Source organism: Pseudomonas sp. NPDC096925 (assembly GCF_044762545.1).
Classification (GTDB): domain Bacteria; phylum Pseudomonadota; class Gammaproteobacteria; order Pseudomonadales; family Pseudomonadaceae; genus Aquipseudomonas.
Genome location: NZ_JBIWEM010000010.1, coordinates 102,065 through 128,679, shown reverse-complemented (window position 1 = coordinate 128,679; position 26,615 = coordinate 102,065). Strand labels below are relative to the sequence as shown.

Annotated in this window: 25 protein-coding genes; 10 read left to right on the top strand and 15 right to left on the bottom strand. The window is 64.5% G+C overall.

Features of this window, described 5'->3' with window-relative positions; translation table 11 throughout:
- Positions 1 to 2: 2 nt before the first annotated feature.
- Both lipA and ACIQYU_RS23720 read left to right on the top strand, forming a co-directional pair.
- Entirely contained in the window at positions 3 to 1,019 is a 1,017-nt protein-coding gene (gene lipA, locus ACIQYU_RS23725) for a lipoyl synthase (RefSeq protein WP_233687358.1), read from the top strand.
- 87 nt (positions 1,020 to 1,106) lie between these two features.
- Positions 1,107 to 2,045 (top strand): LD-carboxypeptidase, encoded by a 939-nt coding sequence (locus ACIQYU_RS23720; protein WP_402802442.1) that lies wholly within the window; start codon positions 1,107 to 1,109, stop codon positions 2,043 to 2,045.
- Between the two features lie 120 nt (positions 2,046 to 2,165).
- On the opposite strand, the gene ACIQYU_RS23715 is transcribed toward ACIQYU_RS23720, so the two are convergent.
- From ACIQYU_RS23715 to leuS, 5 genes are all read right to left on the bottom strand, one after another.
- Positions 2,166 to 3,479, bottom strand: coding sequence for a lytic murein transglycosylase (locus tag ACIQYU_RS23715; RefSeq protein WP_233687360.1), 1,314 nt, complete (start codon positions 3,477 to 3,479; stop codon positions 2,166 to 2,168).
- Positions 3,480 to 3,539: 60 nt separating this feature from the next.
- A complete protein-coding gene (gene arfA / locus ACIQYU_RS23710; RefSeq protein ID WP_025340762.1) occupies positions 3,540 to 3,704 on the bottom strand; it encodes an alternative ribosome rescue factor ArfA in 165 nt (54 codons plus the stop codon).
- Between the two features lie 200 nt (positions 3,705 to 3,904).
- A complete protein-coding gene (gene holA / locus ACIQYU_RS23705; protein WP_207834266.1) occupies positions 3,905 to 4,942 on the bottom strand; it encodes a DNA polymerase III subunit delta in 1,038 nt (345 codons plus the stop codon).
- 39 nt (positions 4,943 to 4,981) lie between these two features.
- Positions 4,982 to 5,587: an LPS assembly lipoprotein LptE gene (gene lptE / locus ACIQYU_RS23700; protein ID WP_207834268.1), complete on the bottom strand. Its 606-nt coding sequence runs from the start codon at positions 5,585 to 5,587 to the stop codon at positions 4,982 to 4,984.
- A gap of 61 nt (positions 5,588 to 5,648) precedes the next feature.
- Entirely contained in the window at positions 5,649 to 8,255 is a 2,607-nt protein-coding gene (gene leuS / locus ACIQYU_RS23695; RefSeq protein WP_063911847.1) for a leucine--tRNA ligase, read from the bottom strand.
- Between the two features lie 227 nt (positions 8,256 to 8,482).
- On the opposite strand from leuS, the gene ACIQYU_RS23690 reads away from it, so the two are divergent.
- Positions 8,483 to 8,797, top strand: coding sequence for a hypothetical protein (locus tag ACIQYU_RS23690; RefSeq protein ID WP_207834270.1), 315 nt, complete (start codon positions 8,483 to 8,485; stop codon positions 8,795 to 8,797).
- A gap of 136 nt (positions 8,798 to 8,933) precedes the next feature.
- Positions 8,934 to 9,695 carry a YdcF family protein gene (locus ACIQYU_RS23685; RefSeq protein ID WP_402802438.1) on the top strand — a complete coding sequence of 254 codons (762 nt, stop codon included), beginning with the start codon at positions 8,934 to 8,936 and terminating at the stop codon, positions 9,693 to 9,695.
- 129 nt (positions 9,696 to 9,824) lie between these two features.
- Here the strand turns inward: ACIQYU_RS23685 and lnt are convergent, their stop codons facing one another.
- From lnt to ACIQYU_RS23665, 4 genes are read right to left on the bottom strand one after another with little or no spacing between them, the layout of a single operon-like run.
- A complete protein-coding gene (gene lnt, locus ACIQYU_RS23680; RefSeq protein ID WP_207834273.1) occupies positions 9,825 to 11,342 on the bottom strand; it encodes an apolipoprotein N-acyltransferase in 1,518 nt (505 codons plus the stop codon).
- Between the two features lie 8 nt (positions 11,343 to 11,350).
- A complete protein-coding gene (locus tag ACIQYU_RS23675; RefSeq protein WP_003257584.1) occupies positions 11,351 to 12,190 on the bottom strand; it encodes an HlyC/CorC family transporter in 840 nt (279 codons plus the stop codon).
- A 25-nt stretch (positions 12,191 to 12,215) separates the two neighbouring features.
- Positions 12,216 to 12,689, bottom strand: coding sequence for an rRNA maturation RNase YbeY (ybeY, locus tag ACIQYU_RS23670; protein WP_133975639.1), 474 nt, complete (start codon positions 12,687 to 12,689; stop codon positions 12,216 to 12,218).
- Positions 12,682 to 13,680 (bottom strand): PhoH family protein, encoded by a 999-nt coding sequence (locus tag ACIQYU_RS23665; protein WP_112253612.1) that lies wholly within the window; start codon positions 13,678 to 13,680, stop codon positions 12,682 to 12,684. Before ACIQYU_RS23665 ends, ybeY begins: the two co-directional genes overlap by 8 nt.
- Before the next feature lie 251 nt (positions 13,681 to 13,931).
- Between ACIQYU_RS23665 and ACIQYU_RS23660 the strand changes: the two genes are divergently transcribed.
- On the top strand, positions 13,932 to 14,258 hold the full coding sequence (locus tag ACIQYU_RS23660) for a DUF1820 family protein (RefSeq protein ID WP_207834274.1): 327 nt from the start codon (positions 13,932 to 13,934) through the stop codon (positions 14,256 to 14,258).
- Positions 14,259 to 14,261: 3 nt separating this feature from the next.
- Here the strand turns inward: ACIQYU_RS23660 and ACIQYU_RS23655 are convergent, their stop codons facing one another.
- The 4 genes from ACIQYU_RS23655 to ACIQYU_RS23640 all read right to left on the bottom strand — a co-directional run bounded on the left by ACIQYU_RS23655 (position 14,262) and on the right by ACIQYU_RS23640 (position 17,799).
- Positions 14,262 to 14,807: a tetratricopeptide repeat protein gene (locus ACIQYU_RS23655; protein WP_063911841.1), complete on the bottom strand. Its 546-nt coding sequence runs from the start codon at positions 14,805 to 14,807 to the stop codon at positions 14,262 to 14,264.
- A 257-nt stretch (positions 14,808 to 15,064) separates the two neighbouring features.
- Positions 15,065 to 16,348 (bottom strand): glutamate-1-semialdehyde 2,1-aminomutase, encoded by a 1,284-nt coding sequence (hemL, locus tag ACIQYU_RS23650; RefSeq protein WP_402802434.1) that lies wholly within the window; start codon positions 16,346 to 16,348, stop codon positions 15,065 to 15,067.
- A gap of 16 nt (positions 16,349 to 16,364) precedes the next feature.
- The gene (thiE, locus tag ACIQYU_RS23645; protein ID WP_207834275.1) at positions 16,365 to 16,988 is read right to left on the bottom strand and encodes a thiamine phosphate synthase; all 624 of its coding nucleotides are present in this window, start codon (positions 16,986 to 16,988) and stop codon (positions 16,365 to 16,367) included.
- Positions 16,989 to 17,001: 13 nt separating this feature from the next.
- Positions 17,002 to 17,799, bottom strand: coding sequence for a hydroxymethylpyrimidine/phosphomethylpyrimidine kinase (locus ACIQYU_RS23640; protein ID WP_207834276.1), 798 nt, complete (start codon positions 17,797 to 17,799; stop codon positions 17,002 to 17,004).
- Between the two features lie 265 nt (positions 17,800 to 18,064).
- Between ACIQYU_RS23640 and ACIQYU_RS23635 the strand changes: the two genes are divergently transcribed.
- The 4 genes from ACIQYU_RS23635 to ACIQYU_RS23620 all read left to right on the top strand — a co-directional run bounded on the left by ACIQYU_RS23635 (position 18,065) and on the right by ACIQYU_RS23620 (position 24,458).
- The gene (locus ACIQYU_RS23635; protein ID WP_402802432.1) at positions 18,065 to 20,113 is read left to right on the top strand and encodes a 7TM diverse intracellular signaling domain-containing protein; all 2,049 of its coding nucleotides are present in this window, start codon (positions 18,065 to 18,067) and stop codon (positions 20,111 to 20,113) included.
- A 412-nt stretch (positions 20,114 to 20,525) separates the two neighbouring features.
- On the top strand, positions 20,526 to 22,178 hold the full coding sequence (locus ACIQYU_RS23630) for an acyl-CoA dehydrogenase family protein (protein ID WP_241106020.1): 1,653 nt from the start codon (positions 20,526 to 20,528) through the stop codon (positions 22,176 to 22,178).
- A gap of 177 nt (positions 22,179 to 22,355) precedes the next feature.
- Complete coding sequence (gene amn, locus ACIQYU_RS23625) at positions 22,356 to 23,819, top strand: AMP nucleosidase (protein WP_063911834.1); 1,464 nt, start codon at positions 22,356 to 22,358, stop codon at positions 23,817 to 23,819.
- 6 nt (positions 23,820 to 23,825) lie between these two features.
- A complete protein-coding gene (locus tag ACIQYU_RS23620) occupies positions 23,826 to 24,458 on the top strand; it encodes a pseudouridine synthase (protein WP_233687365.1) in 633 nt (210 codons plus the stop codon).
- A 113-nt stretch (positions 24,459 to 24,571) separates the two neighbouring features.
- Here ACIQYU_RS23620 and ACIQYU_RS23615 read toward each other — a convergent pair whose 3' ends face one another.
- Together ACIQYU_RS23615 and ACIQYU_RS23610 are read right to left on the bottom strand one after the other, a co-directional pair.
- On the bottom strand, positions 24,572 to 24,775 hold the full coding sequence (locus ACIQYU_RS23615; protein ID WP_013974331.1) for a DUF2788 domain-containing protein: 204 nt from the start codon (positions 24,773 to 24,775) through the stop codon (positions 24,572 to 24,574).
- Between the two features lie 54 nt (positions 24,776 to 24,829).
- A complete protein-coding gene (locus ACIQYU_RS23610) occupies positions 24,830 to 25,306 on the bottom strand; it encodes an Lrp/AsnC family transcriptional regulator (protein ID WP_003249795.1) in 477 nt (158 codons plus the stop codon).
- 395 nt (positions 25,307 to 25,701) lie between these two features.
- On the opposite strand from ACIQYU_RS23610, the gene ACIQYU_RS23605 reads away from it, so the two are divergent.
- The gene (locus ACIQYU_RS23605) at positions 25,702 to 26,487 is read left to right on the top strand and encodes a DUF6515 family protein (protein WP_063911832.1); all 786 of its coding nucleotides are present in this window, start codon (positions 25,702 to 25,704) and stop codon (positions 26,485 to 26,487) included.
- Positions 26,488 to 26,615: the final 128 nt, after the last annotated feature.

The window sequence follows — 26,615 nt, the reverse complement described above, 5'->3', positions numbered from 1 at the left end:
ATATGACAACTGTGCAAGAAGCCGTGCCGAACCTGATACCTACCCAGGAAGCCACCTCGCGCCCAGCGCCGAAGAAGGTGGAAACCGGGGTCAAGTTGCGTGGTGCCGAAAAGGTGGCGCGCATCCCGGTGAAAATCATCCCTACCGACGAGCTGCCGAAAAAGCCCGACTGGATTCGCGTGCGTATCCCGGTGTCGCCCGAGGTAGACCGCATCAAGCAGCTGCTGCGCAAGCACAAGCTGCACAGTGTGTGCGAAGAGGCTTCCTGCCCGAACCTGGGCGAGTGCTTCTCCGGCGGCACAGCCACCTTCATGATCATGGGTGACATCTGCACCCGTCGTTGCCCGTTCTGCGACGTTGGTCATGGCCGGCCGAAACCGCTGGACCTGGACGAGCCGAAGAACCTGGCCATCGCCATCGCCGACCTGCGCCTGAAGTACGTGGTAATCACCTCGGTGGACCGCGACGACCTGCGTGACGGTGGTGCCCAGCACTTCGCCGATTGCATCCGCGAAATTCGCGCGCTGTCGCCGGGCGTGCAGCTGGAAACCCTGGTGCCGGACTACCGTGGGCGCATGGATATTGCCCTGGAGATCACCGCGCAAGAGCCGCCGGATGTGTTCAACCACAACCTCGAGACCGTACCGCGCCTGTACAAGGCCGCGCGCCCGGGTTCGGATTACGACTGGTCGCTGGACCTGCTGCAGAAGTTCAAGCAGCTGGTGCCGCACGTACCGACCAAATCGGGCCTGATGCTGGGCCTGGGCGAGACCGACGAGGAAGTGATCGAGGTGATGCACCGCATGCGCGAGCATGATATCGACATGCTCACCCTCGGCCAGTACCTGCAGCCGTCGCGCAGCCACCTGCCGGTGCAGCGTTTCGTCCACCCGGACACCTTCGCCTGGTTCGCCGAGGAAGGTTACAAGATGGGCTTCAAGAACGTCGCTTCCGGTCCGCTGGTGCGTTCCTCGTACCACGCTGACCAGCAGGCTCACGAAGCCAAGATCAAGCTCTGAGCCAAGACTGGAGCCATGCATGCCGATGCGCGCCGAAGGGCGGCATCGGCATTTTTGTTTGTGCCACACGCGCTGCAAGGAGCCGCGATGAATTGCGCCGAAACCTTCAAACCCAGCCTGCCAGCCGCGCTGCCGCGTAATGCCTGTTTTGCCATTGTCGCCCCGGCGGGCGCGGCGCGGCTGGATACGCACAAGGTCAACCAGTGGTTCGTTGATCGAGGTTACAGTTGCCGCATCTACCCGGGTGCCCTTCAGGCCCAGGGCTACCTGGCGGGGCCGGACCAGCAGCGTTTGCAGGACCTGCATGATGCCTTTGCCGACCCGGCCATCGACGCCATTTTGTGCATGCGTGGGGGGTACGGCAGCATGCGCCTGCTCGACCAGCTCGATTTCGAGCTGATCCGGCGCAACCCCAAGCCGCTGATCGGTTACAGCGACGTCACCGCGCTGCACACGGCGATCTACCGGCATACCGGGCTGGTCACCTTCCATGGAGGGATGCTCAATGCCGACCTGCTGGGGGCCAAGTTGCCGCCGACCGAAACTTCGTTGCTGGCGCAACTGGGTGGGCATGTGCGGGCAGGTGAGCAGATCGTGCACCCTGCTGACTTCGCCTTGAGCAGCCTGCTGCATGGGGCTGCCAGCGGGCCGCTGCTGGGCGGCAACCTGTCGATGCTGGGGGCGACCCTGGGGACGATTGCCGAGCTGGATACGCAGGGCTGCATCCTGTTCATCGAGGACGTCAACGAGCCGCTGTACCGGGTGGACCGCTTGCTCACCCAGTTGCGCCTGGCGGGCAAGCTGGAGGGGGTGAAGGGTGTGCTGGTGGGGGACTTTGCCGGTATTACCACTGCGGCGCTGACGCCCTTGCTGGAGGATATCTTCGCGCCGCTGGGTGTGCCGGTACTGGCCGGGTGGCGCAGTGGGCATTGTGACCCGAATGTGTGCTTGCCCTTGGGGGCTCGGGTCAGGCTGGACAGTGTTCGGCAGACACTGATGCTGGAGCAGGATCTTTTCCAGGCTTGAGATTGTCGGGGCTGCCTTGCAGCCCATCGCGACACGAGGCCGCTTCCACAGGAGAAGTGTTATCGCTTGTGGGAGCGGCCTTGTGTCGCGAAAGGGGCGCAACGCGCCCCCAGAATCCCACTATTTGCGCAGGCTCTCGAGCAGCTTGTGGGTCGGATACCCATCCGCCGGCCAGCCCAGCCCCTGCTGGGCATTGCGGATCGCCTTGCGGGTATTGGCACCAATGATGCCATCGGCATTGCCGGCTTCGTGCCCGTTGCTGTTCAGCAGGTTCTGCAGCTCCATGCGCTCGCTGCGGCTGAGCGGCAGGTCGTCTTTCGGCCAGCTGCCGGCAATGAAGCCCCAGCCCGTGAAGCGATCACCCAGCAGGCTTACCGCCAGCGCGTAGGACGACGAGTTGTTGTACTTGAGGATGGCGCGGAAGTTGTCCAGCACCAGGAACGCCGGGCCACGCGCGCCCGCTGGCAGCAGCAGGGCGGCAGACAGCTGGTTGCTACCCACGGGCAACTGGGTACCGGCAGGCAGTTTCACGCCCATTGCCAGCCACTCGCTCACCGGCTTGCGCAGCGCACCATCGGCCTGCCAGTAATCGAAGCCAGGGGGCACCTGTACCTCGAAGCCCCACGGCTGACCACGTTTCCAGCCCGAGCTCTGCAGGTAGTGCGCGGTCGAGGCCAGGGCGTCTGCCGTGCTGTTCCAGATGTCGCGGCGGCCATCGCCGTCGAAGTCCACGGCATGGGTGTTGTAGGTGGTCGGGATGAACTGGGTCTGGCCCATGGCGCCGGCCCACGAGCCGCGCATGGCTTCAGGCTGGATGTCGCCATGCTGGATGATCTGCAGCGCGGCGATCAACTGGTCCTGGGCGAACTGCGGGCGGCGGCCTTCGTAGGCCAGGGTAGCCAGCGAGCGGATCACCGACTTGTTGCCCTGGAACTGGCCGAAGTTGCTTTCCATGCCCCATATCGCGACCAGCACCTGGCGATCGACGCCATAGCGTTGCTCGATGCGGGTCAGCAGTTCGGCGTTCTGCTCCAGCAGTTTCTTGCCGTTGCGTACACGCAGGGGCGACAGGGCGCCTTCGAGGTATTCCCATACCGGGCGGGTGAACTCCGGCTGGCTGCGATCGGCCTTGATCACGTCCATGTCAGGGGTGATGCCGAGGAAGGCGCGGTCGAAGGTGTCCTGCGAAATGCCGGCTTGCAGGGCTTGCTGGCGGAAGCCCGCCTGCCATTGCGCGAAGGTTTGCAGAGGCTGGATTTCAGTGCTGCTGTCGGGCGTCGTGCCGGGCAGGGTCACCACCGGGGCGGGCTGGGCGGGGGCCAGCGGCAGGGCATCGGCAGCGGTGGGCTTTTCTGCGCAAGCCACGAGCAGGATGAAACTGGAGGCCGCGATCAGCTGACGGGTTTTCCAGCGGGGGAGAAGACTGAGAAGCATGCACAGATCCAGAATTGCAGGTCAGGTGACGACCATACCATGCCTGCGCTTTCGATGCTTTCATGCTGCCAAAAAGTAGGAAGCCTCCCAATCTCTCGATTGGAAGGCTTCGCGGCGGTAGCTGCCTTTGCCCTTGTTCGGTCGTTCCTGGCGGCAGCGGAACAGCGGTTGGGCGATGATCGACTTGGCCTTGTTGGGGCCGTGCTTTTTCGGCTTCTTGCTCATGGCGGGGTTCCCGGGTTGGGTGGGTTCGGGCGCACTGTAGGGCTTGGGGCAGGGTGGGGCCAATTGATTGTGTTTATGGTCCAGATGTTGGGGGCATTGCAGCCCTGTGGGAGCGGGCGTGCCCGCGAACACCGGCGAAGCCGGTGCCATCCACCGCGTCGCCTGACTCGCGGGCATGCCCGCTCCCACAGCGGCCCCAATTACTCGGGGGGTAGCGCCAGGCGCTGGCCGGCCATCAGCAGCGACAAGCGCGCCAGGCCAGTCCAGGGCGAGCCCTCGGCCTGGCCCTTGATCTGTGCATCGATACGCTGGGCATCTTGCAGCAACTGCGCCCAGCGCTGCGCCGAGAGGCGCTGCAGGGCCTTGCTGACCAGTGGCCTGCGTTTGTCCCAGACCGGCGGGCGGGCCTGGCTGAAGGCCTTGTCCAGCGGTACGCCCTGGCTGAACTGCTGGGCCAGCCCGGCCAGCTGACGCAACTCACGGGCCAGGGCCCAGAGGATCACCGGTGGCTCCACGCCTTCACCGCGCAAGCCATCGAGCATGCGCAGGGCATGCGCGGCCTCGCCATTGAGAATGGCATCTACCAGGCCGAAGACATCGAAGCGGGCGCTATCGGCGACAGCGGCCTGCACGGTCTCCACGGTGATCTGGTTGCCCTCGGCGAGCAGCTTGAGCTTTTCGATTTCCTGCGCGGCAGCCAGCAGGTTGCCTTCCACACGGGCGGCGATCAGGTCGACGGCGTCTCGCTGTGCCGACAGGCCGGCCTGCTGCAGGCGCTGATTGATCCACTGCGGCAGCTGGTGCACATCCACCGGCCAGATCTGGATGAACTGGCAGTGGGCACCTTCGATCAGGGCCTTGCCCCACTTGGTCTTCTGCGCGCTGCCGTCGAGCTTGGGCAGGCTGATCAGCAGCAGGGTGTCTTCGGCGGGGTTGGCGCAGTATTCCATCAGCGCCGCAGCGCCTTTGTCACCGGGCTTGCCCGAGGGCAGGCGCAATTCCAGCAGGCGGCGCTGGGCGAACAGGGACAGGCTGGCGCCGGCCTGGAGCAGGGTGCCCCAGTCGAAGTTGGCGTCGGCACTGAATACCTGGCGTTCGTCAAAGCCCTGCTGGCGTGCGGCGTTGCGGATGGCGTCGGCGGCTTCCTGGCACAGCAGCGGGTCGTCGCCGCTGACCACGTAGACTGGTGCCAGGGCGCCTTGCAGGTGCTTGTTGAGTTGGGCGGGGGCGAGCTTCATGGGGGACAGGCGGGGTACCCGAAGGTACCCCGCTCGGGCTTAGTTGCCCGGTACTTCCAATGGCGACTGCTGAGGCGTTTCGGCCTGCTGGCGGCGTGCGGCCTCCAGCGCAGCGGCTTCGGCCTTGGCACGCTCGTCGGCTTGACGTTGCAGCTCGTCCAGCTGGGACGGGGTCAGCATCTGCAGGCGAACGACCATGGCGTTGACCAGGTCGCGACGCATTTCTTCACGGGCGCGGTTGGCCTCCTGCTCGGAGCCGGTGATGTTCGAGCCGTCACGCACGTAGATCTTGCGTACTTCCAGCTTGTCGCTCATCAGCTCCAGGTTGTTCAGGCCCTGGATGCTGTAGTTCAGCACGGTGGTCAGCTCGTACTCGGCGGTACGGTTGCCACTGTTGTAGGTCGCCGAGCGCTCGCGCTCCTGCTCGTTGGTCAGCACCAGACGGTACGGTGCGCCAGCGTGCACGTTGACGCCGCTACGCTGCAGTACTTCACGCAGCTGAAGCACGGTCGGGCCGTAGGCGTTGCGGGCGCTGACGTCCATTTCCTTCACGCTAAGCTCGGTAGAACCGGTGCCGCGCAGCTGGAAACCGCAGGCGCTGAGCATGACCGCCAGGCCGATTACCAGCAAATTGCGTTTGATCATGTTGTTGCTCCCTTGTGGGCCTGTTCCGCCCGCCCGCAGTGGCTGCGGGCGGGCGTTGCCATCAGTTGGCGACGATGTTGACCAGCTTGCCCGGTACCACGATGACCTTGCGGATGGTCAGGCCATCGATGAAGCGCAGGACGTTCTCGTTGCTGCGCGCGGCGGCTTCGATTTCTTCGCGGCTGGCGGCGGCCGGCATCTCGACCTGGCCACGCAGCTTGCCGTTGACCTGCACCACCAGGGTGACGGTGTCCTGTACCAGGGCTGCCTCGTCGACGGCTGGCCAGCTGGCGTCGATGACGGCCTGCTGGTGGCCCAGCTGTTGCCACAGCTCGTGGGAGATGTGCGGGGTGATCGGTGCCAGCAGCAGGGTGACGGCCTCGAGGCCTTCCTGCAGCAGGGCGCGGTCCTGTTCAGTGGCCTGCGGGGCCTTTTCCAGCACGTTCATCACGGTCATCACCTGGGCGATGGCGGTGTTGAACTTGTGGAACTGGCCGACGTCGGTGCTGGCCTGCTTGATGGCAGCGTGGATGGCGCGGCGGATGACCTTCTGCGCGTCGTCCAGGGCGGCGACATCCAGCTTGCCCGGCAGGCCCTGGGCCACATGGGCCTGGGCCAGGCGCCAGACGCGGCGCAGGAAGCGGCTGGCACCTTCGACGCCGGAGTCGGACCATTCCAGGCTCATGTCGGGCGGCGAGGCGAACATCATGAACAGGCGGCAGGTGTCGGCGCCGTACTGGTCGATCATCGATTGCGGGTCGACGCCGTTGTTCTTCGACTTCGACATCTTTTCGGTGCCACCGATTTCCACCGGCAGGCCGTCGGTCTTCAGGCGGGCGCCAATGATCTTGGCCTTGGCATCGCGCTCGACCTCGACATCGGCCGGGTTGAACCAGTCCTTGCCGCCGTTGCTGGCCACACGGTAGTAGGTCTCGGCGACCACCATGCCCTGGGTCAGCAGGTTCTTGAACGGTTCGTTCGAGGTAACCAGGCCTTCGTCACGCATCAGCTTGTGGAAGAAGCGCGCGTACAACAGGTGCAGGATGGCGTGTTCGATACCGCCGATGTACTGGTCGACCGGCAGCCAGTGGTTGGCCGCTTTCGGGTCGACCATGCCACCTTCGTAGTTCGGCGAGGCGTAGCGGGCGAAGTACCAGGACGACTCGACGAAAGTGTCCATGGTGTCGGTTTCGCGCTTGGCCGCGGTGCCGCATTTCGGGCAGCTGCACTCGTAGAATTCAGGCATGCGCGCCAGCGGCGAACCGGCACCGTCCGGCACCACGTTCTCAGGCAGGGTGACCGGCAACTGGTCTTCCGGCACCGGTACGTCGCCGCAGGACGGGCAGTGGATGATCGGGATCGGGCAGCCCCAGTAGCGCTGGCGGCTGATACCCCAGTCGCGCAGGCGGAACTGGGTACGCGATTTGCCCAGCTCCTTGCGGATCAGGGCGGCTTCGATGGCGTCGAAGGCACCGGCGAAGTCCAGGCCGTCGAACTCGCCGGAGTTGATCAGTTGGCCGTGCTCGCCATAGGCGGCCAGCCACTCGCTGCCGACTTCATCGCCAGCGCTGGTGCGCACCACGGCCTTGACCGGCAGGTTGTACTTGTGGGCGAACTCGAAGTCGCGCTCGTCGTGGGCGGGCACGGCCATTACGGCGCCATCGCCGTAGTGCATCAGCACGTAGTTGGCGACCCACACCGGCAGCTTCTCGCCGGTCAGCGGGTGCTCGACCAGCAGGGAAGTGGCCATGCCCTTCTTCTCCTGGGTGGCCATGTCGGCTTCGGCAACGCTGCCGCTCTTGCACTCGTCGATGAACGCCTGCAGCGCCGGGTTGCCCTGGGCGGCCTGAGTGGCCAGCGGGTGCTCGGCGGCGACGGCGACGTAGGTGGCGCCCATCAGCGTGTCGGGACGGGTGGTGAAGACCTTGAGGGTGCCTTCGTGGCCGATGCTGGCCAGGTCGTACGGGAACTGCACTTCCATGCCGCGCGACTTGCCGATCCAGTTGCGCTGCATGGTCTTGACCTGCTCAGGCCAGCCCGGCAGCTCGTCGAGGCTTTCCAGCAGCTCGTCGGCGTAGTCGGTAATGCGGAAGTAGTACATCGGGATTTCGCGCTTCTCGATCAGCGCGCCCGAACGCCAGCCACGGCCGTCGATGACCTGCTCGTTGGCCAGTACGGTCTGGTCCGCCGGGTCCCAGTTCACGGTACCGTTCTTGCGGTAGATGATGCCTTTCTCGAACAGGCGGGTGAACAGCCACTGCTCCCAACGGTAGTAGTCGGGCTTGCAGGTGGTGACTTCACGTGCCCAGTCGATGGCCAGGCCCAGGCTCTTGAGCTGGGTCTTCATGTAGTCGATGTTTTCGTACGTCCACTTGGCCGGGGCGACGTTGTTCTTCATCGCCGCGTTTTCCGCGGGCATGCCGAAAGCGTCCCAGCCCATCGGCTGCAGGACGTTCTTGCCCAGCATGCGCTGGTAGCGGGCAATCACGTCACCGATGGTGTAGTTGCGCACGTGGCCCATGTGTAGCTTGCCGCTCGGGTACGGGAACATCGACAGGCAGTAGTAGGTGTCCTTGCCTGGCTGCTCGGTAACAGCGAACGATTGTTGCTCGTCCCAGAAGTTCTGGGCGGCGGCTTCGATATCACGGGGCGTGTATTGTTCGTGCATGGCTACTTTTTGCTGAGAGAGAAGAGACCTTGTTCCAGGCAGCGGAACCTCGCTGCGACCGGCACTCCGGTGTCGTTTAGAGTGAACGCCGTAGCATACAGCAGCGCTGCGCATCGTGGGAAACCTTCGTTGCGAATGCCCGCTGGTCGCGGCACACGGCTGCTTTTTGCAACGACGCTAAGCTCAGGTGTGGGGGGAGATGTTCTTATCTTCAATGAGGTGAACGGATGGGAGAGACGCAGCTACCCGTAATCAAACCGGAGCTATACGAACGCCTGATCGACCGGCTTGGCCTGGCGCTGGAAGTGGCCAGGACCTCGGTGCGATTGCGCGACGAAATGCCAGCCGAGCTGGAGTTGCGTGGCCTGAGCCACGCAGAGTTCGAACTGATCAAGGCCTACCTGGATTCCCTTCCGGAGCGCCACCATGCCTGTGTCGGCAGTTACCCACAAGCGGAGCCGACATCGGCCAGGATCATCTGGCTTAAGGACAAGAAACGCCCCGCCAGCACGGCGAGATCCAGGACGCTGCCACACCGCTAGCCGTTCAGGACGCCAGGCGCAGGCTATCGCGCGCCGGTTCTTCAAAATTTGCACAGCTCACGATCGGCGCCGGCCGCACCCTTGTTGACCGGCGTCGATCCTTCTAGGCTGCACGCCTGCCAAGGAGGTGTGGCCAATGCCGATCCGATTCTTCGTCAAACAATGGTTGATGCCGCCAGGTGTCCTGTTCCTGCTGCTGTTTGTGGCGTGGTGGCTGCGCCGCCGCCGGCCCAGGCTGGCAGCGCTGTGCTTTGCCGTGGGCCTTGGTGGCCTGTGGTTGATGAGCCTGCCGCTGGTGGTGCAGGAAACCGCCCGTGTGCTGGAGACGGAAGCGCCGCTGGCGGTAAGCGATTGGGCCGGCCTGGCAAGCCGGGCGGATGCCATCGTGGTACTGGGCGCCGGGCGTGAGCGGGGTGACCCGGCCTGGGGTGGCGGTGACCAGCCCACTGCCACGGCACTGGAGCGCATGCGCTTTGCCGCGCGGCTGGCCAAGGCTTCCGGCTTGCCGGTGCTGACCAGCGGCGGCTTGCACTATGGCACGCCGCCGAGCGAGGCGCGGTTGATGGCCGATCGCCTGCGTGAAGATTTCGGCGTCGAGGTGAAGTGGCAGGAAGAGGGCAGCCGCACGACCTGGGAGAATGCCCGGCTTACGGCCAAGGTGCTGCAGCCGTTGGGGATTCGCCGGGTGGTCGTGGTGACCCAGGCCTGGCACATGCAGCGCTCACGCTGGAGCTTCGAGCAGGCGGGGTTCGAGGTGGTGCCGGCGCCGGTCGGGTTCCTCGGGCGCGATCATGCACGGCCGTTTGGCGGGTTGCTGCCGGAGAGCCGGGCGATGTGGCAGAGCGGGCAATTGCTCAATGAAGTGGCGGGGTTGGTGGGGTATCGGCTGCTTTATTGAGCCTTGTGTTGCCTGTACCGGCCTCTTCGCGGGTAAACCCGCTCCCACAGGATTCCCGCAGGCGTCGAGAATGGTGGAGGACCTGTGGGAGCGGGTTTACCCGCGAAGAGGCCGGTACAGGCGGCATCATCAGACGGTCTTGGCAATGCGTCCGGCCAGCAATGCCCAACCCAGCAACAGCGCACAGACAATCGCCAGCGGCCACGAACGCCATTGCAGGTAAGGCGTCAGGTTCTGCATCGGCACCACCTCACCATACAGCACCGCCTGCTGGAACTGCGGTACCTGCGTGGTAATGCGGCCAAACGGGTCGATCAGCGCAGTCACGCCATTGTTGGTGGCGCGGATCATCCAGCGACCGGCTTCCAGCGCGCGCATCTGTGCCATCTGCAGGTGCTGCAACGGGCCGATCGATGTGCCGAACCAGGTGTCGTTGCTGATGGTCAGCAGCAGGTCGCTGCGGGCCGCCAGGCCAGCGGCGAACTCGGGGTAGACCACTTCGTAGCAGATGTACGGCGCAATCTGGTAGCCCTTGGCCTGCAGCAGCGGCTGATCTTCCGGCCCGCGAGCGAAGTCCGACATGGGCAGGTTGAAGAACTCGATAGCGCCACGCAGCATGTCCTGTAGCGGCACATACTCGCCAAACGGCACCAGCTTCTGCTTGAGGTAGGTGCCATCGCCTTCACCGGTAACGGTGATACCGTTGTAGTAGCGGCGCTGGTGGTGCACCACTTCACGCACCGGCACGCCGGTGATCAGCGCCGAATGCCGTTCGGCGGCGAACCGGCCCATCACGTCGATATAGCCCTGGGCCTGGTCCTTGAGCACCGGCACCGCGGTTTCCGGCCACACCAGCAGGTCTACCGGCCTGGAGCTGAAGCTCAGGTCACGGTACAGCGCCAGTTGTGCGTCGATGTGCGCCGGGTCCCATTTCAGGTCCTGGGCGACGTTGCCCTGGATGGCCGCCACTTTCAGCGGGTCGCCCGCCGGCTTGGTCCAGGCATGGCCCTTGAGCACCAGGCCCAGCACCCATGGGGCCAGCAACAGCAGGCAGCCCACCGCCAGGAACGAGGGGCGGGCGCGCAGGCGGTGCAGGTTGCACAACAGGGCGGCGGTCAGGGCCAGGGCGAAGGAAATCAGCCACACGCCGCCCAGCGGCGCCAGGCCGGCCAGCGGGCCGTCCAGCTGGCTGTAGCCGGCGTAGAGCCAGGGGAAACCGGTCAGGAACCAGCCGCGGAAGGCCTCTTGCAGCAGCCACAGGGCGGCGAAGCACAGGGCGTCGGCCAGCGGTGCTTCGCTGCGCCGCAACCAGCGGGCCCACAGCCAGGTGGGCAGGGCGAAGAACCAGGCCAGGGCGGCGAAGAACGCCAGCAGCAGCAGGATCGCCAGCAGCGGCGAGGCGCCGCCGTAGGTGTTCATGCTGACGTAGATCCACCAGGTGCCGGCGCCGTACAGGCCGAAGCCGAACCACCAGCCACGCCACATGGCCTGGCGCGGGCTGAGCTCGCGCAGGCCAAGGTAGAGCAGGGCGATGGACAACACGGCCAATGGCCAGATGTCGAACGGCGCCAGGGCCAGCAGAGTGGAGGCGCCGGCCGCCAGGGCCAGCAGGTTACCGGGCCAGCCGGGGCGGGTGATCCAACGCATGTTTGTCCTTAACGGGTGATCGGTGTCAGGCGCAGCAAGTGTATCCGCCGGCTGTCGGCATTGAGAATACGGAACTTGTAAGGGCCGATCTCGGTGGTTTCGTTGCGCTTGGGCAGGTGACCGAAGGCGCTCATCACCAGGCCGCCGACCGTATCGAACTCGTCATCGGAGAATTCGCTGTCGAAGAACTCGTTGAAGTTCTCGATCGGGGTAAGTGCCTTGACCAGGAAGTCACCGCTGGGCAGCGGCTTGATGTAGCTGTCTTCCTCGACGTCGTGCTCGTCTTCGATGTCACCGACGATCTGCTCCAGCACGTCTTCGATGGTGACCAGGCCGGCCACGCCGCCGTACTCGTCAATGACGATGGCCATGTGGTTATGGTTGGCGCGGAACTCGCGCAGCAGCACGTTCAGTCGCTTGGACTCGGGCACGAACGTGGCCGGGCGCAGCAGGTCCTTGATGTTGAAGCTGTCGCCGTTCTCCTTGAGGATCAGCGGCAGCAGGTCTTTGGCGAGCAGGATCCCGAGCACATCGTCGTGGCTTTCGCCGATCACCGGGTAGCGCGAGTGCGCGGCGTCGATCACCGCCGGCAGGAACTCGCGCGGCGACTGGCTGGCCTTGATGCTGATCATCTGCGAACGCGGCACCATGATGTCGCGAACCTGCAGGTCAGCCACCTGGATGGCGCCTTCGACGATGGTCAGCGCTTCGCTGTCCAGCAGTTTGTTCTGATGGGCTTCGCGCAGCAGCTCCAGGAGTTGCTGGCGGTTTTTCGGCTCATGGGCAAAAGCCTGGGTCAGTTTACCCAGCCAGGACTTCTGCCCGTTGCTCGATCGATCTTCGCTCATGGCGGTTCTCGTGATCCTTCGTGTATCAGTGTGTGAGGGTGTCGGTTTCATCGTCGGCGTACGGGTCGGGGTGACCCAGTTCTGCCAGCAATTCCCGTTCCAGGCCTTCCATTTCCTCGGCTTCCTCATCCTCGATGTGGTCGTAGCCGAGCAGGTGCAGGCAGCCGTGGATGACCAGGTGCGCCCAGTGCGCTTCCAGCGACTTGCCTTGTTCGGCGGCTTCGCGCTCGACCACCGGTACGCAGATCACCAGGTCGCCCAGCAGCGGGATATCGAGCAGGTCATCGGGTACGTCGGCCGGGAACGACAGCACATTGGTCGCGTAGTCCTTGTGCCGGTAGGTGTGGTTCAGCTCGCGGCCTTCGGCTTCGTCGACCAGGCGAATGGTCATTTCCGAGTCGGCGCTGCGCTGGCGCAGGGCCAGTTCGCACCAGCGGCGGAAGGCGGTGTCATCCGGGGCGGCAGCATCCGTGGCCCGTTGAATATCGAGTTCAAGCATCTTTGCCGGGCGCCTCGGGCTTGGCCTGGCGAGCATCGAAGCGGTCGTAGGCCTCGACAATGCGCTGCACCAGTGGGTGACGAACCACATCTTTGGGTTGGAAATGGGTGAAACTGATCCCCGGAACGTCCTTCAGCACCTCGATGACGTGCGCCAGGCCCGACTTGGTGCCACGGGGCAGGTCGACCTGGGTGATGTCACCGGTGATGACTGCGGTGGAGCCGAAACCGATGCGGGTGAGGAACATCTTCATCTGTTCCAGCGTGGTGTTCTGGCTTTCGTCGAGGATGATGAAGCTGTTGTTCAGCGTGCGGCCACGCATGTAGGCCAGCGGGGCGATCTCGATCACCTGGCGCTCGATCAGCTTGGCCACGTGTTCGAAGCCGAGCATTTCGTACAGGGCGTCGTACAGCGGGCGCAGGTACGGGTCGATCTTCTGGGCCAGGTCGCCGGGCAGGAAGCCGAGCTTTTCGCCCGCCTCGACCGCCGGGCGCACCAGCAGGATACGGCGCACCTGTTCGCGCTCCAGCGCGTCCACGGCGCAGGCCACGGCCAGGTAGGTCTTGCCGGTACCGGCCGGGCCGATGCCGAAGTTGATGTCGTTGGCCAGGATTTCCTTGACGTAGCGTTGCTGGTTGACCCCGCGCGGGCGGATGTTGCCCTTGCGCGTGCGCAGCGACACGCTGACCTCGTTGACGGCCGGGTTGTCGATGTTCTCGACGGTCGATTCCTGCAGGTACAGGTGCACGGTTTCCGGCGACAGGTCGCTGGCCTTGGTCTCGCGGTAGAGACGGCGCAGCAGCTGTTCGGCAGCGGAGGTGGTCTTGGGTTCGCCGATCAGCTCGAACTGATTGCCGCGGTTGCGGATCTCGATGGCCAGGCGCTGTTCGATCAGGCGCAGGTGCTCGTCGAACTGGCCGCACAAGTTGGCGAAACGGTGGGCCTCGAAAGGTTCGAGGATGAAACGATGGGGTTCTATGGGTGCGTTCAAGGTCGTTTTTAGCCGCTCGACGGCAATGGATGTGAACTCAAGAATAACCCTTGAATGGCAGTGGCGAAAGCACTGAAACGTTCAACGGTATGTACTGCCTGTTTCGGCCTCTTCGCGGGTAAACCCGCTGCCACAGGGATTGCACTGTTCCTGAGGGCTGCGCAGAACCTGTGGGAGCGGGTTTACCCGCGAAGGGGCCGGCACTGCTATGATGCCCGCCTTTTCTTACGCATGTGTTTATCCTGCCGAACATGAGCAAACGCGAACCTGCCATCTATAAAGTGATCTTCCTCAACCAGGGGCAGGTCTTCGAGATATATGCCAAGCAGATCTACCAGAGCGACCTGTGGGGTTTCCTGGAAATCGAGGAGTTCGTGTTCGGCGAGCGCTCGCAGTTGCTGGTGGACCCGAGCGAGGAGAAGCTCAAGAGCCAGTTCGAGGGGGTGATCCGCAGTTTCGTGCCGATGCACTCGATCGTACGCATCGACGAGGTGGAGCGCCTGGGCACGGCCAAGATCAGCGAAGCCAAGGGCGGCGGCAACGTGATGCCGTTCCCCATGCCGATGCCGGAAAAGTAAGCCTCAGGGGAGTGGCGAGAACGGCGTGCGCCCTTCGGCGTTCTGCAGCTCCAGCAGGTACTTGCGGAAGATCTGGCCGAGCACCTGGGTGGCATGCTCCAGCTCGTCGCGGGGCATTTGCTCGGTCACTTCGTCGGCCATGTCCAGCGCATCTTCGGCGCCGTTGACCGCGGCCATCTTCAGCAGGATGTAGGCCTGCACGTTGTTGGCCTTGACCCCTTCGCCACGGAAGAACATGGCGCCCAGGCGGTACTGCGCCTCGGCATGGCCTTGCAGCGAGGCCTTTTCGAACCAGTTCAGGGCTTTGTTCAGGTTTTTCGGTGTTTGCGTGTAGTAGTACTCGCCCAGTTCGAATTGTGCCTGGGCATCCCCCGTCGTTGCCGTCTGCTCGCAAGCCTTGAGGGCGTTTGCCAGGTCTTCAGGCTGGACATTCAAGGTGCAGCGGCCCGTCGCCGGAATCAGCAACGAGTTACCGCCCTCCGCCAGGGCCAGCAGGGGCTGAAGAAGCAACAGGCAGCCCAGGGTCAGGGCGCGGCCGGTGCGGTTCATGGGGATCGACTTACCTCTGCAAAGCTGCGGCCAATGTCTCTGGTGGCACATTATGGGATAAGCGGCGCCAACCTTACAAAGTTTTACTCGATTTTCTGCTTGGTTGGGGAAGTCAGCTGATTGTGCATGGGTATTTATTGCCTGTGCCGGCCTCTTCGCGGGTGAACCCGCTCCCACAGGGACCGCGCCGCTTTCAAGGGTTGCGCAGTCCCTGTGGGAGCGGGTTTACCCGCGAAAGGGCCGGTACAGACACAGCATTACTTCAGGGCTGCAAAAGCCTTTTCAGCCGCATCCAGGGTGATCTGCAGCTCCTTGTCGCCATGGGCGATGGAGGTGAAGCCCGCCTCGAACGCACTCGGTGCCAGGTACACGCCACCGTCGAGCATCAGGTGGAAGAAGCGCTTGAAGCGCTCGGCATCGCTGGCCATCACGTCGTCGAAGGTGACGATGTCGTCGGCGCCGCTGAAGTACAGGCCGAACATGGCACCAGCCTGGGTGGTGACGAACGGCACGCCAGCGACATCGGCGCGCTGTTGCAGGCCGTCGAGCATGCGGCTGGTGTAGTCGGTCAGCTCGGCGTGGAAGCCCGGGCGGCTGATCAGCTTCAGGGTGGTCAGGCCGGCGGCCATGGCCAGCGGGTTGCCCGACAGGGTGCCAGCCTGGTAGACCGGGCCGAGCGGGGCGATGCAGCCCATGATTTCACGCTTGCCGCCGAAGCAGCCGACCGGCATGCCGCCACCGACGATCTTGCCGAAGGTCGACAGGTCCGGCTTGATGCCATAGTGGCCCTGGGCGCCGCCGAGCGAGACGCGGAAACCGGTCATCACTTCGTCGAAGATCAACACCACGCCGTGCTTGTCGCACTGCTCGCGCAGGCCTTCGAGGAAGCCTGGCGCCGGCGGTACGCAGTTCATGTTGCCGGCCACCGGCTCGACGATGATGCAGGCTACGGTCTGGCCGACTTCGGCGAGGGTTTTCTCGACGGCGGCGATGTCGTTGAACGGCAAGGTCAGGGTGTGCTTGGCGAAGTCCGCCGGCACACCGGCCGAGCTCGGCACGCCCTGGGTCAGCAGGCCGGAGCCGGCTTTTACCAGCAGGCTGTCGGAGTGGCCGTGGTAGCAGCCTTCGAACTTGATGATGGCGTCACGGCCGGTGTAGCCACGGGCCAGGCGGATGGCGCTCATGGTGGCCTCGGTGCCCGAGCTGACCATGCGCACCATCTCCATGGACGGCACCAGCGAGCAGACCAGGTCGGCCATTTCGGTTTCCATGGCGGTCGGTGCGCCATAGGACAGGCCGTGCTCCAGCTGCCTGCGTACCGAGTCCAGTACCTGCGGGTGGCCGTGGCCGAGGATCATCGGGCCCCAGGAGCCTACGTAGTCGACGTAGCGCTTGTCATCCTCGTCAACGACGTAGGCGCCTTCGGCATGCTTGAAGAACAGCGGCGTGCCGCCAACGCTCTTGAAAGCGCGGACCGGCGAGTTGACGCCACCGGGGATGTGCTTCTGGGCTTGGGCGAACAGGGCTTCGGAACGGGACATGGAAGGTTCTCTCGAATCAGGATGCGAACAAGGCATTGAAGGCGCGGGCGCGGCGGGTGACTTCCTGCGCGCTGTCGGCACCGAACAGGCCGTGGATCACCGCCAGCAGGTCGGCGCCATGGGCGACCAGCGGGGCGGCGTTGTCGAGGGTAATGCCGCCGATCACTGCAATCGGCAGCTTCATCCGGGCGCGAGCCTGCTCCAGCAGTTCGATGTTGGCAGCGGGGGCGCCGGGCTTGGTGACGGAGTTGAAGAAGCGGCCGAAGGCCACGTAGCTGGCACCTTCGCTGGCAGCCTGGGCAGCCAGTTCGAGGCTGGCGTGGCAGGTGGAGCCGATGATCGCCTGGCGGCCAAGCAGGGCGCGGGCCGGGGTCAGTGGGCCGTCGGTCTGGCCCAGGTGCACGCCGACGCCCAGGCGCGCGGCCAGTTCGGCATCGTCGTTGATGATCAGCTGGGTGCCGTAGCGCTCGCAGAGCTTCATCAGCCCTTCGGCCTCACGCAGGCGCCGTGCCGCGTCGTCACTTTTATCGCGGTACTGCAGCAGGCACACGCCGCCTTCCAGTGCCGCCTCGACATGGGACAGGAAACGGCCAGCGAGCAGCTGGCTGTCGGTGATGGCGTACAGACCGCGTAGCTTCATTGGAGGCCTCGTGTCAGGAGCAGAAATCCAGTGGCAGGCGGCGCGGCACGTACTGGCCCTTGCCCAGTTGCTCGGCGTCACGCAGGGTGCGCCAGGTGTAGTCCAGAGCGCTGCGCACGGCGCTCTCCAGCTGCTCGCCGAGGGCCAGGCGGCCGGCCAGGGCACTGGCCAGGGTGCAGCCCGAGCCGTGGTAGCTGCCCGGCAGGCGCTGGCAGGTCCAGGTGTGGCGCTGGCCATCGCGGCTGTACAGGCGGTTGTGAATTTCGTCTTCGTCGCCGTGACCGCCGGTAATCAGCAGGTGTCTACAGAACGGCAACAGTTTTTCGGCACACTCGTCGGCGGTGCCTTCGGGCAGTTCGGCCAGGATGCGGGCTTCGGGCAGGTTCGGCGTAGCGATGGTCGCCAGCGGCAGCAGGCGTTCGCGCAGGGCGTAGCCCACTTCGTCCTTGCCCAGGCGGCCACCACCACCTGCACGCAGTACCGGGTCGCAGACCAGCGGCAGGTGCGGGTGGTCGGCCAGCAGTTCGGCGACGGTGTCGACCATCTCGATCGAACCGAGCATGCCGAGCTTGACGGCGGCCACCGTGGCGTCGGCCAGCACGGCGTTGGCCTGGGCCAGCACCCACTCGCGGTCAAGCACGCGGAAGTCGGAAACGTTGACGGTATCCTGCACGGTCAGGGCGGTCACTGCGGGTGCGGCGTGACAGCCTTGGGCGATCAGGGCTTCGATATCTGCCTGCAGGCCGGCGCCGCCACTGGGGTCGTGGCCGGAGAGACAGAGGACAACGGGGCGGGAGCTGTAGGTATTCATGGTCGGCGAGCTTACCACCAATCCTGTTTGGGCGGATCGTCCGACAAACGCGTTTTACTGATCGAACGGTCAGAATTTTTTGTTTATTGCTCGTGAAAGTATTGATTTAGAGCCTTTTCTTTGGTTTTTGATATGGCCGATTGCCAGGTTGCGAAGCTATGCTAGAGTGCTCGGATAACTCTACTAACGGGTTCTGCCGGATCGTGTCGTCTCAAACGGATGGGAGGCAACCGCGACTCGACTGGACAGGCCATGCTGGGGCTGTATGCGCTATTTGCTGATTGTGCTTCTGGGCTTGCTGCCCATGGTGGCCGGAGCCGTCGATTTCGACGACGCTACCCGGCATCTTCCGCTTGGCAAGGCCATGCAGGTTTATGAAGACCTCGATGGCAGTGCCAGCATCACCCAGGTCAGTGCCCCTGGGTTCGCCGAGCACTTTCGCCCCCATCTCGAAGACGTGCTGAACGCCGGTTATTCCACCTCGGTGTTCTGGCTCAAGGTCGAGCTGCGTCCTGTCGCCGCGCCCGGCGCTGCCCCACGGCAATGGTTGCTGGAGCTGGCCTATCCACCGCTGGACCACCTGGAGCTGTACCTGCCCGACCGCAGTGGCAGTTACCGTCTGGCCCAGCGCACCGGTGACGCCTTGCCCTACGACAGCCGGCAGATCCGGCAGAACAACTACCTGTTCGAGTTGCAGCTGCCTCCTGGCCAGGTAACCACCGCCTACCTGCGCCTGCACAGCCAGGGCTCGGTGCAGGCGCCGCTGGCGCTGTGGTCCGCCGAGGCCTACATGGAGCAGCAGCCCACGCGCCTGTATGTGCTGGGGATGATCTACGGCGTGCTGCTGGTGATGCTGGTGTACAACCTGTTCATCTACCTCAGCGTGCGCGACGTCAGCTACCTCTACTACATCCTCTATATCGCTTCGTTCGGCTTTTACCAGGTGTCGGTGAATGGCGCCGGTGTGGCCTACTTCTGGCCGGACAGCCCCTGGTGGGCGAATGCCTCGACGCCGCTGTTCATTGGTGCCGCGGGCCTGTTCGGTTGCCAGTTCGCCCGGCATTTCCTGCAACTGGGCAGCATCAGCCGTGGCTTGGACCGGCTGCTGCAGCTGCTGATGCTGGGTGGCGCGCTGGTCATGGTGCTGGCGGTGAGCATGCCCTACGGCGTCGCCCTGCGCATGGCCACGGTGCTGGCGTTGCTGTTTACCGTGAGCATCTTCGCTGCCGGGCTGTACGCCTGGTGGCGTGGCTTGCGCGTGGCACGCTGGTTCATCATCGCCTGGACGGCGTTCCTGCTCGGTGGCCTGGTCAACACCCTGATGGTGCTGGGCTACCTGCCAAACGTGTTCATCACCATGTATGCCAGCCAGTTGGGGTCGGCGCTGGAGGTGGCCTTGCTGTCGCTGGCGCTGGCCGACCGTATCAACAGCTTGCGCGAGCAGCAGGCGCAGACCTTGCGTGACACCGGGCGCACGCTGGAGCAATTGAACCTGCAACTGGCCAGGAGCAACCGGCTGAAAGACGAATTCCTGGCCTGCGTGACCCATGAGCTGCGCACGCCGATGAATGGCGTGATCGGCTCGCTGGAGCTGATGCACACCCTGCCGATGGAGGCCGAAATGGCCCAGTACCACCGCACGGCGGTGGGGTCGGCCCAGGGCATGATGGACATGGTCGATGCCATTCTTACCCTGTCCGAACTGCAGGCCGGCCGCCTGCGCGCGCAGCCTGCGCCGTTCAGTCTGCGTGCCCTGCTGCAGGGCTTGCGCGCCGGTTATGCCGGGCAGGCTTTGGGCAAAGGCTTGTACCTGAGCCTGGACATCCCCGCCGATTTGCCGGACGAGCTGCTGGGCGACGGCCAGAAACTGGCCCGCTGCCTGGGGTGCCTGGTGGACAACGGGCTGAAGTTCACCCACCAGGGCGGGGTGATGATCCAGGTGCGCGGCCGCCGGGCGGGGCTGGATGACCTGGTGCTGACTTTCATTGTCAGCGACAGCGGTATTGGCTTCGATGACCTGGACCAGTCGACCCTGTATCAGCGCTTTTTCCAGGTCGATGGCTCGATGACCCGGCGTTATGGCGGGCTGGGGATTGGGTTGTCGATTTGCCGGCAGATGGGGGAATTGCTGGGGGCGAAGTTGTCACATGAGTCGACGCGGGGGTTGGGCAGCCGGTTCGAGTTGAGTTTGAACATGGCTATTGCGCAGGTGCAGATGAGCCCCGGACATACTGCAGACGCGGCAGTCGCTGTGAAGGCATGGCATTTGGTTGGGGCTGACAGGTGTTTGCCACAACAGGTTCAGCGCCTGTGAGATCGAGCGCCGCCCGCGCGGCGCTTCGCGGGGCAAGCCCGCTCCCACATTTGTTGCAACGTGCCGAACCTGCCAGGCCATGGTTGCCTGCCTTGGTGCATGGCTTGAGGCAGGCGGGGCGGCATCAATGCCCACCTTGAAATCCAGCCATGCCAACAAGGCTGCCAACCATGGCCTTACAGGCATGGCCACGTTGCAACAAATGTGGGAGCGGGCTTGCCCCGCGAAGCGCCGCGCGGGCGGCGCTCGATCTCACAGGCGCTGAACCTGTTGTGGCGAACACCTGTCAGCCCTGATACACACCCAACACATGCGCCCCCCACCACATGTTTAGTCATTAATGTCACTTTGACTGACTCGTACAGAGTGCTTCACTGGGTCTCTCAAGCCTACCCGGATCCAGGAGCCCCCGATGAACCTGCACCAGTACGCTGAAACCCACGAAGTCACCAACCAGCCACCGCCTCTCGACGGTGCCAACCTGTACCGCCTCGACCTGCCGCTACAGGAGTGGTCGCGGCGCTTCGGCGCGGGTTGGGCCGAGTCGCGGATCGATGCCTACGGGGCCCTGGCCGGTGGCCCGCTGATGCAGGCGGGTTTCCTGGCCAATGCGCACAAGCCGGAGTTCAGCAGCCATGACCGCTACGGCCACCGCATCGACCTGGTCGAGTTCCACCCGGCCTACCACGAACTGATGCGCACCGCTGTCGAGCATGGCCTGCCTTCGCTACCGTGGGCCGAACCCCGCCCCGGCGCCCATGTAGCGCGGGCTTCGATGACCTACCTGCACAGCCAGGCCGAGGCCGGTACCGGCTGCCCGCTGACCATGACCTTCGCTGCCGTACCTGCGCTGCGGCTGCAACCCGAACTGGCCGAATACTGGTTGCCGAAAATCCTCGCCTGCGAATACGACCCGCGTAACGTCGGCGACCGGCACAAGGCCGGGGTCACCCTGGGTATGGCCATGACCGAGAAGCAGGGTGGCACCGATGTACGTGCCAACACTACCCGGGCTTATCCGGTCGGCGCCGCAGGCCCGGGCCAGGCCTACGAGCTGGTCGGGCACAAGTGGTTCTGCTCGGCGCCGATGTGCGATGCCTTCCTGACCCTGGCCCAGACCGAAAAAGGCCTGAGCTGCTTCCTGCTGCCGCGTCACCGCCCCGACGACAGCCGCAACCAGTTCTATATCCAGCGCCTGAAGAACAAGCTGGGCAACAGTTCCAACGCCTCCAGCGAGGTGGAATTCCGCGGCGCCCTGGCGTGGATGGTCGGGGAAGAAGGGCGGGGCGTGCCGACCATCATCGAAATGGTGGCCATGACCCGCTTCGACTGCATGGTCGGCTCCAGCGCCCTGATGCGCCAGGCACTGACCCAGGCGGCCCACCACTGCGCACACCGCAAGGTCGGCGGGCGGCTGCTGAGCGAGCAGCCGTTGATGCAAAACGTGCTGGCCGATCTGGCGCTGGAAAGCGAGGCCGCGCTGGCCCTGAGCCTGCGCATGGGGCAGGCGCTGGAACAGCTGGACGACCCGCAGCAGGCGCATTTCGCCCGGCTGGTCACGGCGGTGGGCAAGTACTGGATCTGCAAGCGCGCGCCGGCCATGATCAACGAGGCCGCCGAGTGCCTGGGCGGGGCGGGTTATGTGGAAGACAGCATCCTGCCACGGCTGTACCGCGAAGCGCCGGTCAACTCGACCTGGGAAGGCTCGGGCAATGTGCAGTGCCTGGATGTGCTGCGGGCCTTGTCCAAGGAGCCGGGCGTGCTCGATGCGTTGTTCGCCGAGCTGGGTGATGGGCATGGGGACCCGCGTTTGGCGGCGCATATCGGCAACCTCAAGGGTGCGTTTGCCGATACCGGCGACATGCAGTACCGCGCGCGGCAACTGACCGAGGACATTGCCCTGGCGCTGCAGGCCAAGCTGTTGCTGGAGGCGGGCAATACGGTGGTCAGTGATGCGTTTATCGACAGCCGCTTGGCGGGTGGGGGGCGCGTTTATGGGGCTTTGCCGCGGGGTGTGGATGTGGCGGCATTGGTGGCCAGGGCTACGCCAGCCTGGCCGAACTGAGCTGGCTTCTTCGCGGGCACGCCCGCTCCCACAGGTACTGCGCCGTACTTGAGGGCAGTGGCGATCCTGTGGGAGCGGGCGTGCCCGCGAATGGATGCAACACCGATCAATGGGGGTGTATTTAGCCAAGAAGGCAGGCAAGATGGTTCACATGCATGTCCAGACAGGAAGCACAGTGTGAGCCAAGCTTTTGTAGTCGTTGATACCCCCGAACAGGCCGTCGACCGTCTGGCGGCCCTGCATGAACAGGCCACCGGGGCCCTTAGCCAGGCCCTCAAGCGTTACCTGAAGGACCGTACCGAGCCGGACGCCGAAGAGCGTGACCTGTTCCGCTATCCGGCGCTGCGCCTGACCTACTACAGCCACGGTGAAGTCGCCGCCACCACGCGGGCCTACGCCAAGGTCCAGGTGGCCGGTACCTACAGTGTCACCATCACCCAGCCGGCTGCTTTCCGTGGCTACCTGCTGGAGCAACTGCGCCCGCTGATGCATGACTACACCGTCACGGTGGAGGTTGGCGTCAGCGAACAGAACATCCCATACCCCTACGTGGTCGACCAGGGCGACGAGCTGGCCGGCAGCGGCATCACCGCCGCGCAACTGGCGCGGGTGTTCCCCAGCACCGATCTGTCGGCTGCCACCGACAACATCGCCGACGGCCTGTGTGACTGGGGCAGTGCCGAAACCCTGCCGCTGGCGCTGTTCGATGCCGCGCGGGTCGACTTCTCGCTGCGCCGCCTGGTGCACTACACCGGCAGCGACTGGCGCCATGTGCAGCCATGGATCCTGCTGACCAACTACCACCGCTATGTCGACCAGTTCATCAGCCACGGCCTCGACCAGTTGCGTGACGACCCGCGCTTCGTGCGCATGGTGCTGCCGGGCAACGTGGTGATCGAAAAGGGTATGGACCACGGTGAAACCCAGGCCCTGGTAGCCAGCGTGGTCTGGCACCGCTACCAGATGCCGGCATATCACCTGATCGCCGCCGACGGCGACGGCGTCACGCTGGTCAACATCGGCGTCGGCCCGTCCAATGCCAAGAACATCACCGACCACCTGGCCGTGCTGCGCCCGCACTGCTGGCTGATGATCGGCCACTGCGGCGGCCTGCGGCAGTCGCAGACCATCGGCGACTATGTGCTGGCACACGCCTACATGCGCCGTGACGGCATTCTCGACCGGGTGGTGCCGCCGAACATCCCGATCCCGGCCCTGGCCGAGGTGCAGCTGGCCTTGCAGGAAGCCGCCGCGCAGGTCACCGGCGAGCGTGGCGAACAGCTGAAGAAGCGCCTGCGCACCGGCACCGTGCTGACCTACGACGACCGCAACTGGGAGCTGCGCTGGGCCCAGGAACGGCCGCTGATCAACCTGTCGCGTGCCGTGGCGGTGGACATGGAAAGCGGCACCATTGCCGCCCAGGGTTACCGCTTGCGCGTGCCTTACGGCACCTTGCTTTGTGTGTCCGACAAGCCGCTGCACAGCGAGATCAAGCTGCCGGGCTCGGCCAACGCCTTCTATAACCGGGCGGTCAGCCAGCATTTGAAGATCGGTATTGCCGCCCTCGACCTGCTGCGCACCGAGCTCAACTCGCTGCACTCGCGTAAACTGCGCAGCTTCGATGAGCCGCCGTTCCGCTGAGGATCCATGTCACTGCCACCCCGTAACAAGCCGCGCCGTCCCCAGGCGCGGCCTGCCACCGGCCCGCGTCGCCAGCCCAAGGCGCCACCGGCCGAGCCGCGCCTGATCCTGTTCAACAAGCCGTTCGACGTGCTGACCCAGTTCAGCGACGGCGACGGGCGCGCGACGCTCAAGGACTACATCGACATCCCGGGCGTGTACCCGGCCGGGCGGCTGGACCGCGACAGCGAAGGCCTGTTGCTGCTGACCAACGATGGCGGCCTGCAGGCGCGCATTGCCGACCCGAAGCACAAGCTGGCCAAGACTTACTGGGTTCAGGTGGAGGGGGAGCCGAGCGAGGAGCAGTTGCAGCGTTTGCGCGATGGCGTGGAGCTGAACGACGGGCCGACCTTGCCGGCCGAGGCGCGGCGCCTGGAAGAGCCCGAACTGTGGCCGCGCAACCCGCCGGTGCGTTTTCGCAAGAGTGTGCCGACCAGCTGGCTGGAGCTGGTGATTCGCGAAGGGCGTAACCGCCAGGTGCGGCGAATGACGGCGGCGGTGGGGTTGCCGACCTTGCGCCTGGTGCGGGTGCGGATTGGCGACTGGGCGCTGGACGGGTTGGAACAGGGCTGCTGGCGCGAAGTGGCTGCCAAGCTTTAGCCCAGTTCAAGGGCCTATTCGCGGGCACGCCCGCTCCCACAGGTAGGGTGCAGCCCTCAAGTGCAGCGCCAGACCTGTGGGAGCGGGCGTGCCCGCGAATGGCCCTGAATTTTCTACACCCCTTCGAGAAACCCCACCACCACGCTCTTGATGATAAAGGCCAGCACCCCCAGCCCCAGCACGAAGAACAGGATCAGCGTCCCGAACCGCCCCGCCTTGGACTTTTTCGCCAGGTCCCAGACGATGAAGCCCATGAAACCGATCAACACGGTGACCAGGATGATCATCATCCACTCTTCGAATACGGCGGGATCCATCAGTGTTCTCCAGGCGGGTTGAGCGGCCGATTATACGCCTGCTGGCGCAGGCAATTAACGCAGGTGGGTCAATGGCAGCTCGGTGCTGGCCAGCACCTGGTTCAGCACGAAGCTCGAACGCACGCTGGTGACGCCTTCAATGCGGGTCAGGCTGCCCAGCAGCAGTTTCTGGTAGTGGTCCATGTCGGGCACCACCACCTTCAGCTGATAGTCGGCATCCATGCCGGTGACCAGGCTGCATTCGAGCACCTGGGGCAAGTTGCGGATGGCCGCCTCGAAGGTTTCGAAACGCTCCGGAGTATGGCGGTCCATGCCGATCAGCACGTAGGCCGTCAGGCTCAGGCCCAGCTTCTTGCGGTCGAGCAAGGCCACCTGGCGCGAGATGTAGCCATCGTCCTCCAGTTGCTTGACCCGACGCGAGCATGGCGAAGGCGACAGGCCGATGCGTTCGGCCAGTTCCTGGTTGGAAATGCGCGCATCGCGCTGCAATTCGGCGAGGATGCTCAGGTCGTAGCGGTCAAGTTTGCTCATGGTTTATGCCTTTTCTGTTCGGATTGCGGTGAATTATCAATCCAGGGTGAAAAATTGCGCAAGTGCTATTTATCTGAGCAATCTTCGCAATCATCTGCCGCAACTGCTTCGGTATCTTTATCCACAGAATCACTGCCCGGACATCAGTCCACGGCGACGCGCCCTAGGCGGGCGGTCGCGGCCAGCCATCCAACAGGATCTGCAGGCCCCCGGGCTACACACCTTCCAGAAGACGGTGTGAGGTGAGCCGGCGCCACAAGTGCCGAGCACGGACGACAATTCCTGAAGGGAGGCCCTGTGGCCTCCCTTTTTTCATGGCTGGAAATTTAATTGGCCGGCGTTACGGGCGCGGTAGACTGGCTGTGGTTGCCGTATTTTCTACCGAGAGGAACAGCATGAAGTCACGCATCTGGCAGTTGGCAGGTGTTGGTGTGTTGGGGTTGAGCATCAGCCTCGGGGCCATGGCCGAAGGGCCGGGCGAGGGGGCGCCAGGGCGCTCGCTCAATTCGCGTGACGAAGTGCAGCAGACCCAGCCGCCGCGTCAGGGCTACTATCAGGATATTCCTCGCCGCCATGGTGATAGCCGCTACTGGGAAGCCGGTGGCCCGGGGCAACGGCCTGGCGGTGACTGGCAGGGGCGCCCGGACGGTCATGGCAATGGCTGGGGGCCGGGGCCGCAGTATCGCCCGGGGCACACCATCGATCATTTCCCGGACCGCTACTGGAAAGTGCCCTACCGTGGCGATGATTACTTCTACTCCGGTGGTTACTGGTACCGCCCCCATGGTGACCGTTATGTCGTGGTGGCCCCGCCCTACGGCGTGCGGGTCAATTACCTTCCGCCCTATGCGCGGGAAGTCTGGCTGGGCGGGGCGCTGTTCTTCCTGGTGGCCGATACCTATTACCAGTACCAGGCCGACAGCCGCGATTACGTGGTGGTCAACCCGCCGGTTGCCGCGCCGGCACCTGTAGGCGGTGGGTATGACGTGGTGGCCTACCCGATGTATGGGCAAGGGCAGGAACAGCAGGACCAGGACCGTTATCAGTGCCACCGCTGGGCCGTGAACCAGTCAGGCTTCGACCCGGCAACGGCGACTTATGCGCCGCCGGCCAACGTGGCGGACAACTACCGGCGGGCGCTGGGGGCGTGCTTCAGTGGCCGGGGCTACAGCATCAACTGAAGCGGGACACGTCCCTGTAACGGAGAACCCTGTGGGAGCGGGTTTACCCGCGAAGAATGCGACGCGGTGCATGGCACCGGCTGTGCCGGTGTTCGCGGGTAAACCCGCTCCCACAGTTACGCTCACTG

Excerpts from the sequence above, each read along its gene's own strand:
- hemL (WP_402802434.1), bottom strand. The coding sequence starts at position 16,348 with ATGTCCCGTTCCGAAGCCCTGTTCGCCCAAGCCCAGAAGCACATCCCC.
- ybeY (WP_133975639.1), bottom strand. The coding sequence starts at position 12,689 with ATGCTTGAACTCGATATTCAACGGGCCACGGATGCTGCCGCCCCGGAT.
- lipA (WP_233687358.1), top strand. The coding sequence starts at position 3 with ATGACAACTGTGCAAGAAGCCGTGCCGAACCTGATACCTACCCAGGAA.
- arfA (WP_025340762.1), bottom strand. The coding sequence starts at position 3,704 with ATGAGCAAGAAGCCGAAAAAGCACGGCCCCAACAAGGCCAAGTCGATC.
- lptE (WP_207834268.1), bottom strand. The coding sequence starts at position 5,587 with ATGATCAAACGCAATTTGCTGGTAATCGGCCTGGCGGTCATGCTCAGC.
- ACIQYU_RS23640 (WP_207834276.1), bottom strand. The coding sequence starts at position 17,799 with ATGAATACCTACAGCTCCCGCCCCGTTGTCCTCTGTCTCTCCGGCCAC.
- ACIQYU_RS23615 (WP_013974331.1), bottom strand. The coding sequence starts at position 24,775 with ATGGATCCCGCCGTATTCGAAGAGTGGATGATGATCATCCTGGTCACC.
- ACIQYU_RS23675 (WP_003257584.1), bottom strand. The coding sequence starts at position 12,190 with ATGAGCGAAGATCGATCGAGCAACGGGCAGAAGTCCTGGCTGGGTAAA.
- ACIQYU_RS23720 (WP_402802442.1), top strand. The coding sequence starts at position 1,107 with ATGAATTGCGCCGAAACCTTCAAACCCAGCCTGCCAGCCGCGCTGCCG.
- holA (WP_207834266.1), bottom strand. The coding sequence starts at position 4,942 with ATGAAGCTCGCCCCCGCCCAACTCAACAAGCACCTGCAAGGCGCCCTG.
- thiE (WP_207834275.1), bottom strand. The coding sequence starts at position 16,988 with ATGAAGCTACGCGGTCTGTACGCCATCACCGACAGCCAGCTGCTCGCT.
- lnt (WP_207834273.1), bottom strand. The coding sequence starts at position 11,342 with ATGCGTTGGATCACCCGCCCCGGCTGGCCCGGTAACCTGCTGGCCCTG.
- ACIQYU_RS23635 (WP_402802432.1), top strand. The coding sequence starts at position 18,065 with ATGCGCTATTTGCTGATTGTGCTTCTGGGCTTGCTGCCCATGGTGGCC.
- ACIQYU_RS23690 (WP_207834270.1), top strand. The coding sequence starts at position 8,483 with ATGGGAGAGACGCAGCTACCCGTAATCAAACCGGAGCTATACGAACGC.
- ACIQYU_RS23655 (WP_063911841.1), bottom strand. The coding sequence starts at position 14,807 with ATGAACCGCACCGGCCGCGCCCTGACCCTGGGCTGCCTGTTGCTTCTT.
- ACIQYU_RS23715 (WP_233687360.1), bottom strand. The coding sequence starts at position 3,479 with ATGCTTCTCAGTCTTCTCCCCCGCTGGAAAACCCGTCAGCTGATCGCG.
- ACIQYU_RS23660 (WP_207834274.1), top strand. The coding sequence starts at position 13,932 with ATGAGCAAACGCGAACCTGCCATCTATAAAGTGATCTTCCTCAACCAG.
- ACIQYU_RS23685 (WP_402802438.1), top strand. The coding sequence starts at position 8,934 with ATGCCGATCCGATTCTTCGTCAAACAATGGTTGATGCCGCCAGGTGTC.
- ACIQYU_RS23630 (WP_241106020.1), top strand. The coding sequence starts at position 20,526 with ATGAACCTGCACCAGTACGCTGAAACCCACGAAGTCACCAACCAGCCA.
- ACIQYU_RS23610 (WP_003249795.1), bottom strand. The coding sequence starts at position 25,306 with ATGAGCAAACTTGACCGCTACGACCTGAGCATCCTCGCCGAATTGCAG.
- ACIQYU_RS23620 (WP_233687365.1), top strand. The coding sequence starts at position 23,826 with ATGTCACTGCCACCCCGTAACAAGCCGCGCCGTCCCCAGGCGCGGCCT.
- leuS (WP_063911847.1), bottom strand. The coding sequence starts at position 8,255 with ATGCACGAACAATACACGCCCCGTGATATCGAAGCCGCCGCCCAGAAC.
- ACIQYU_RS23605 (WP_063911832.1), top strand. The coding sequence starts at position 25,702 with ATGAAGTCACGCATCTGGCAGTTGGCAGGTGTTGGTGTGTTGGGGTTG.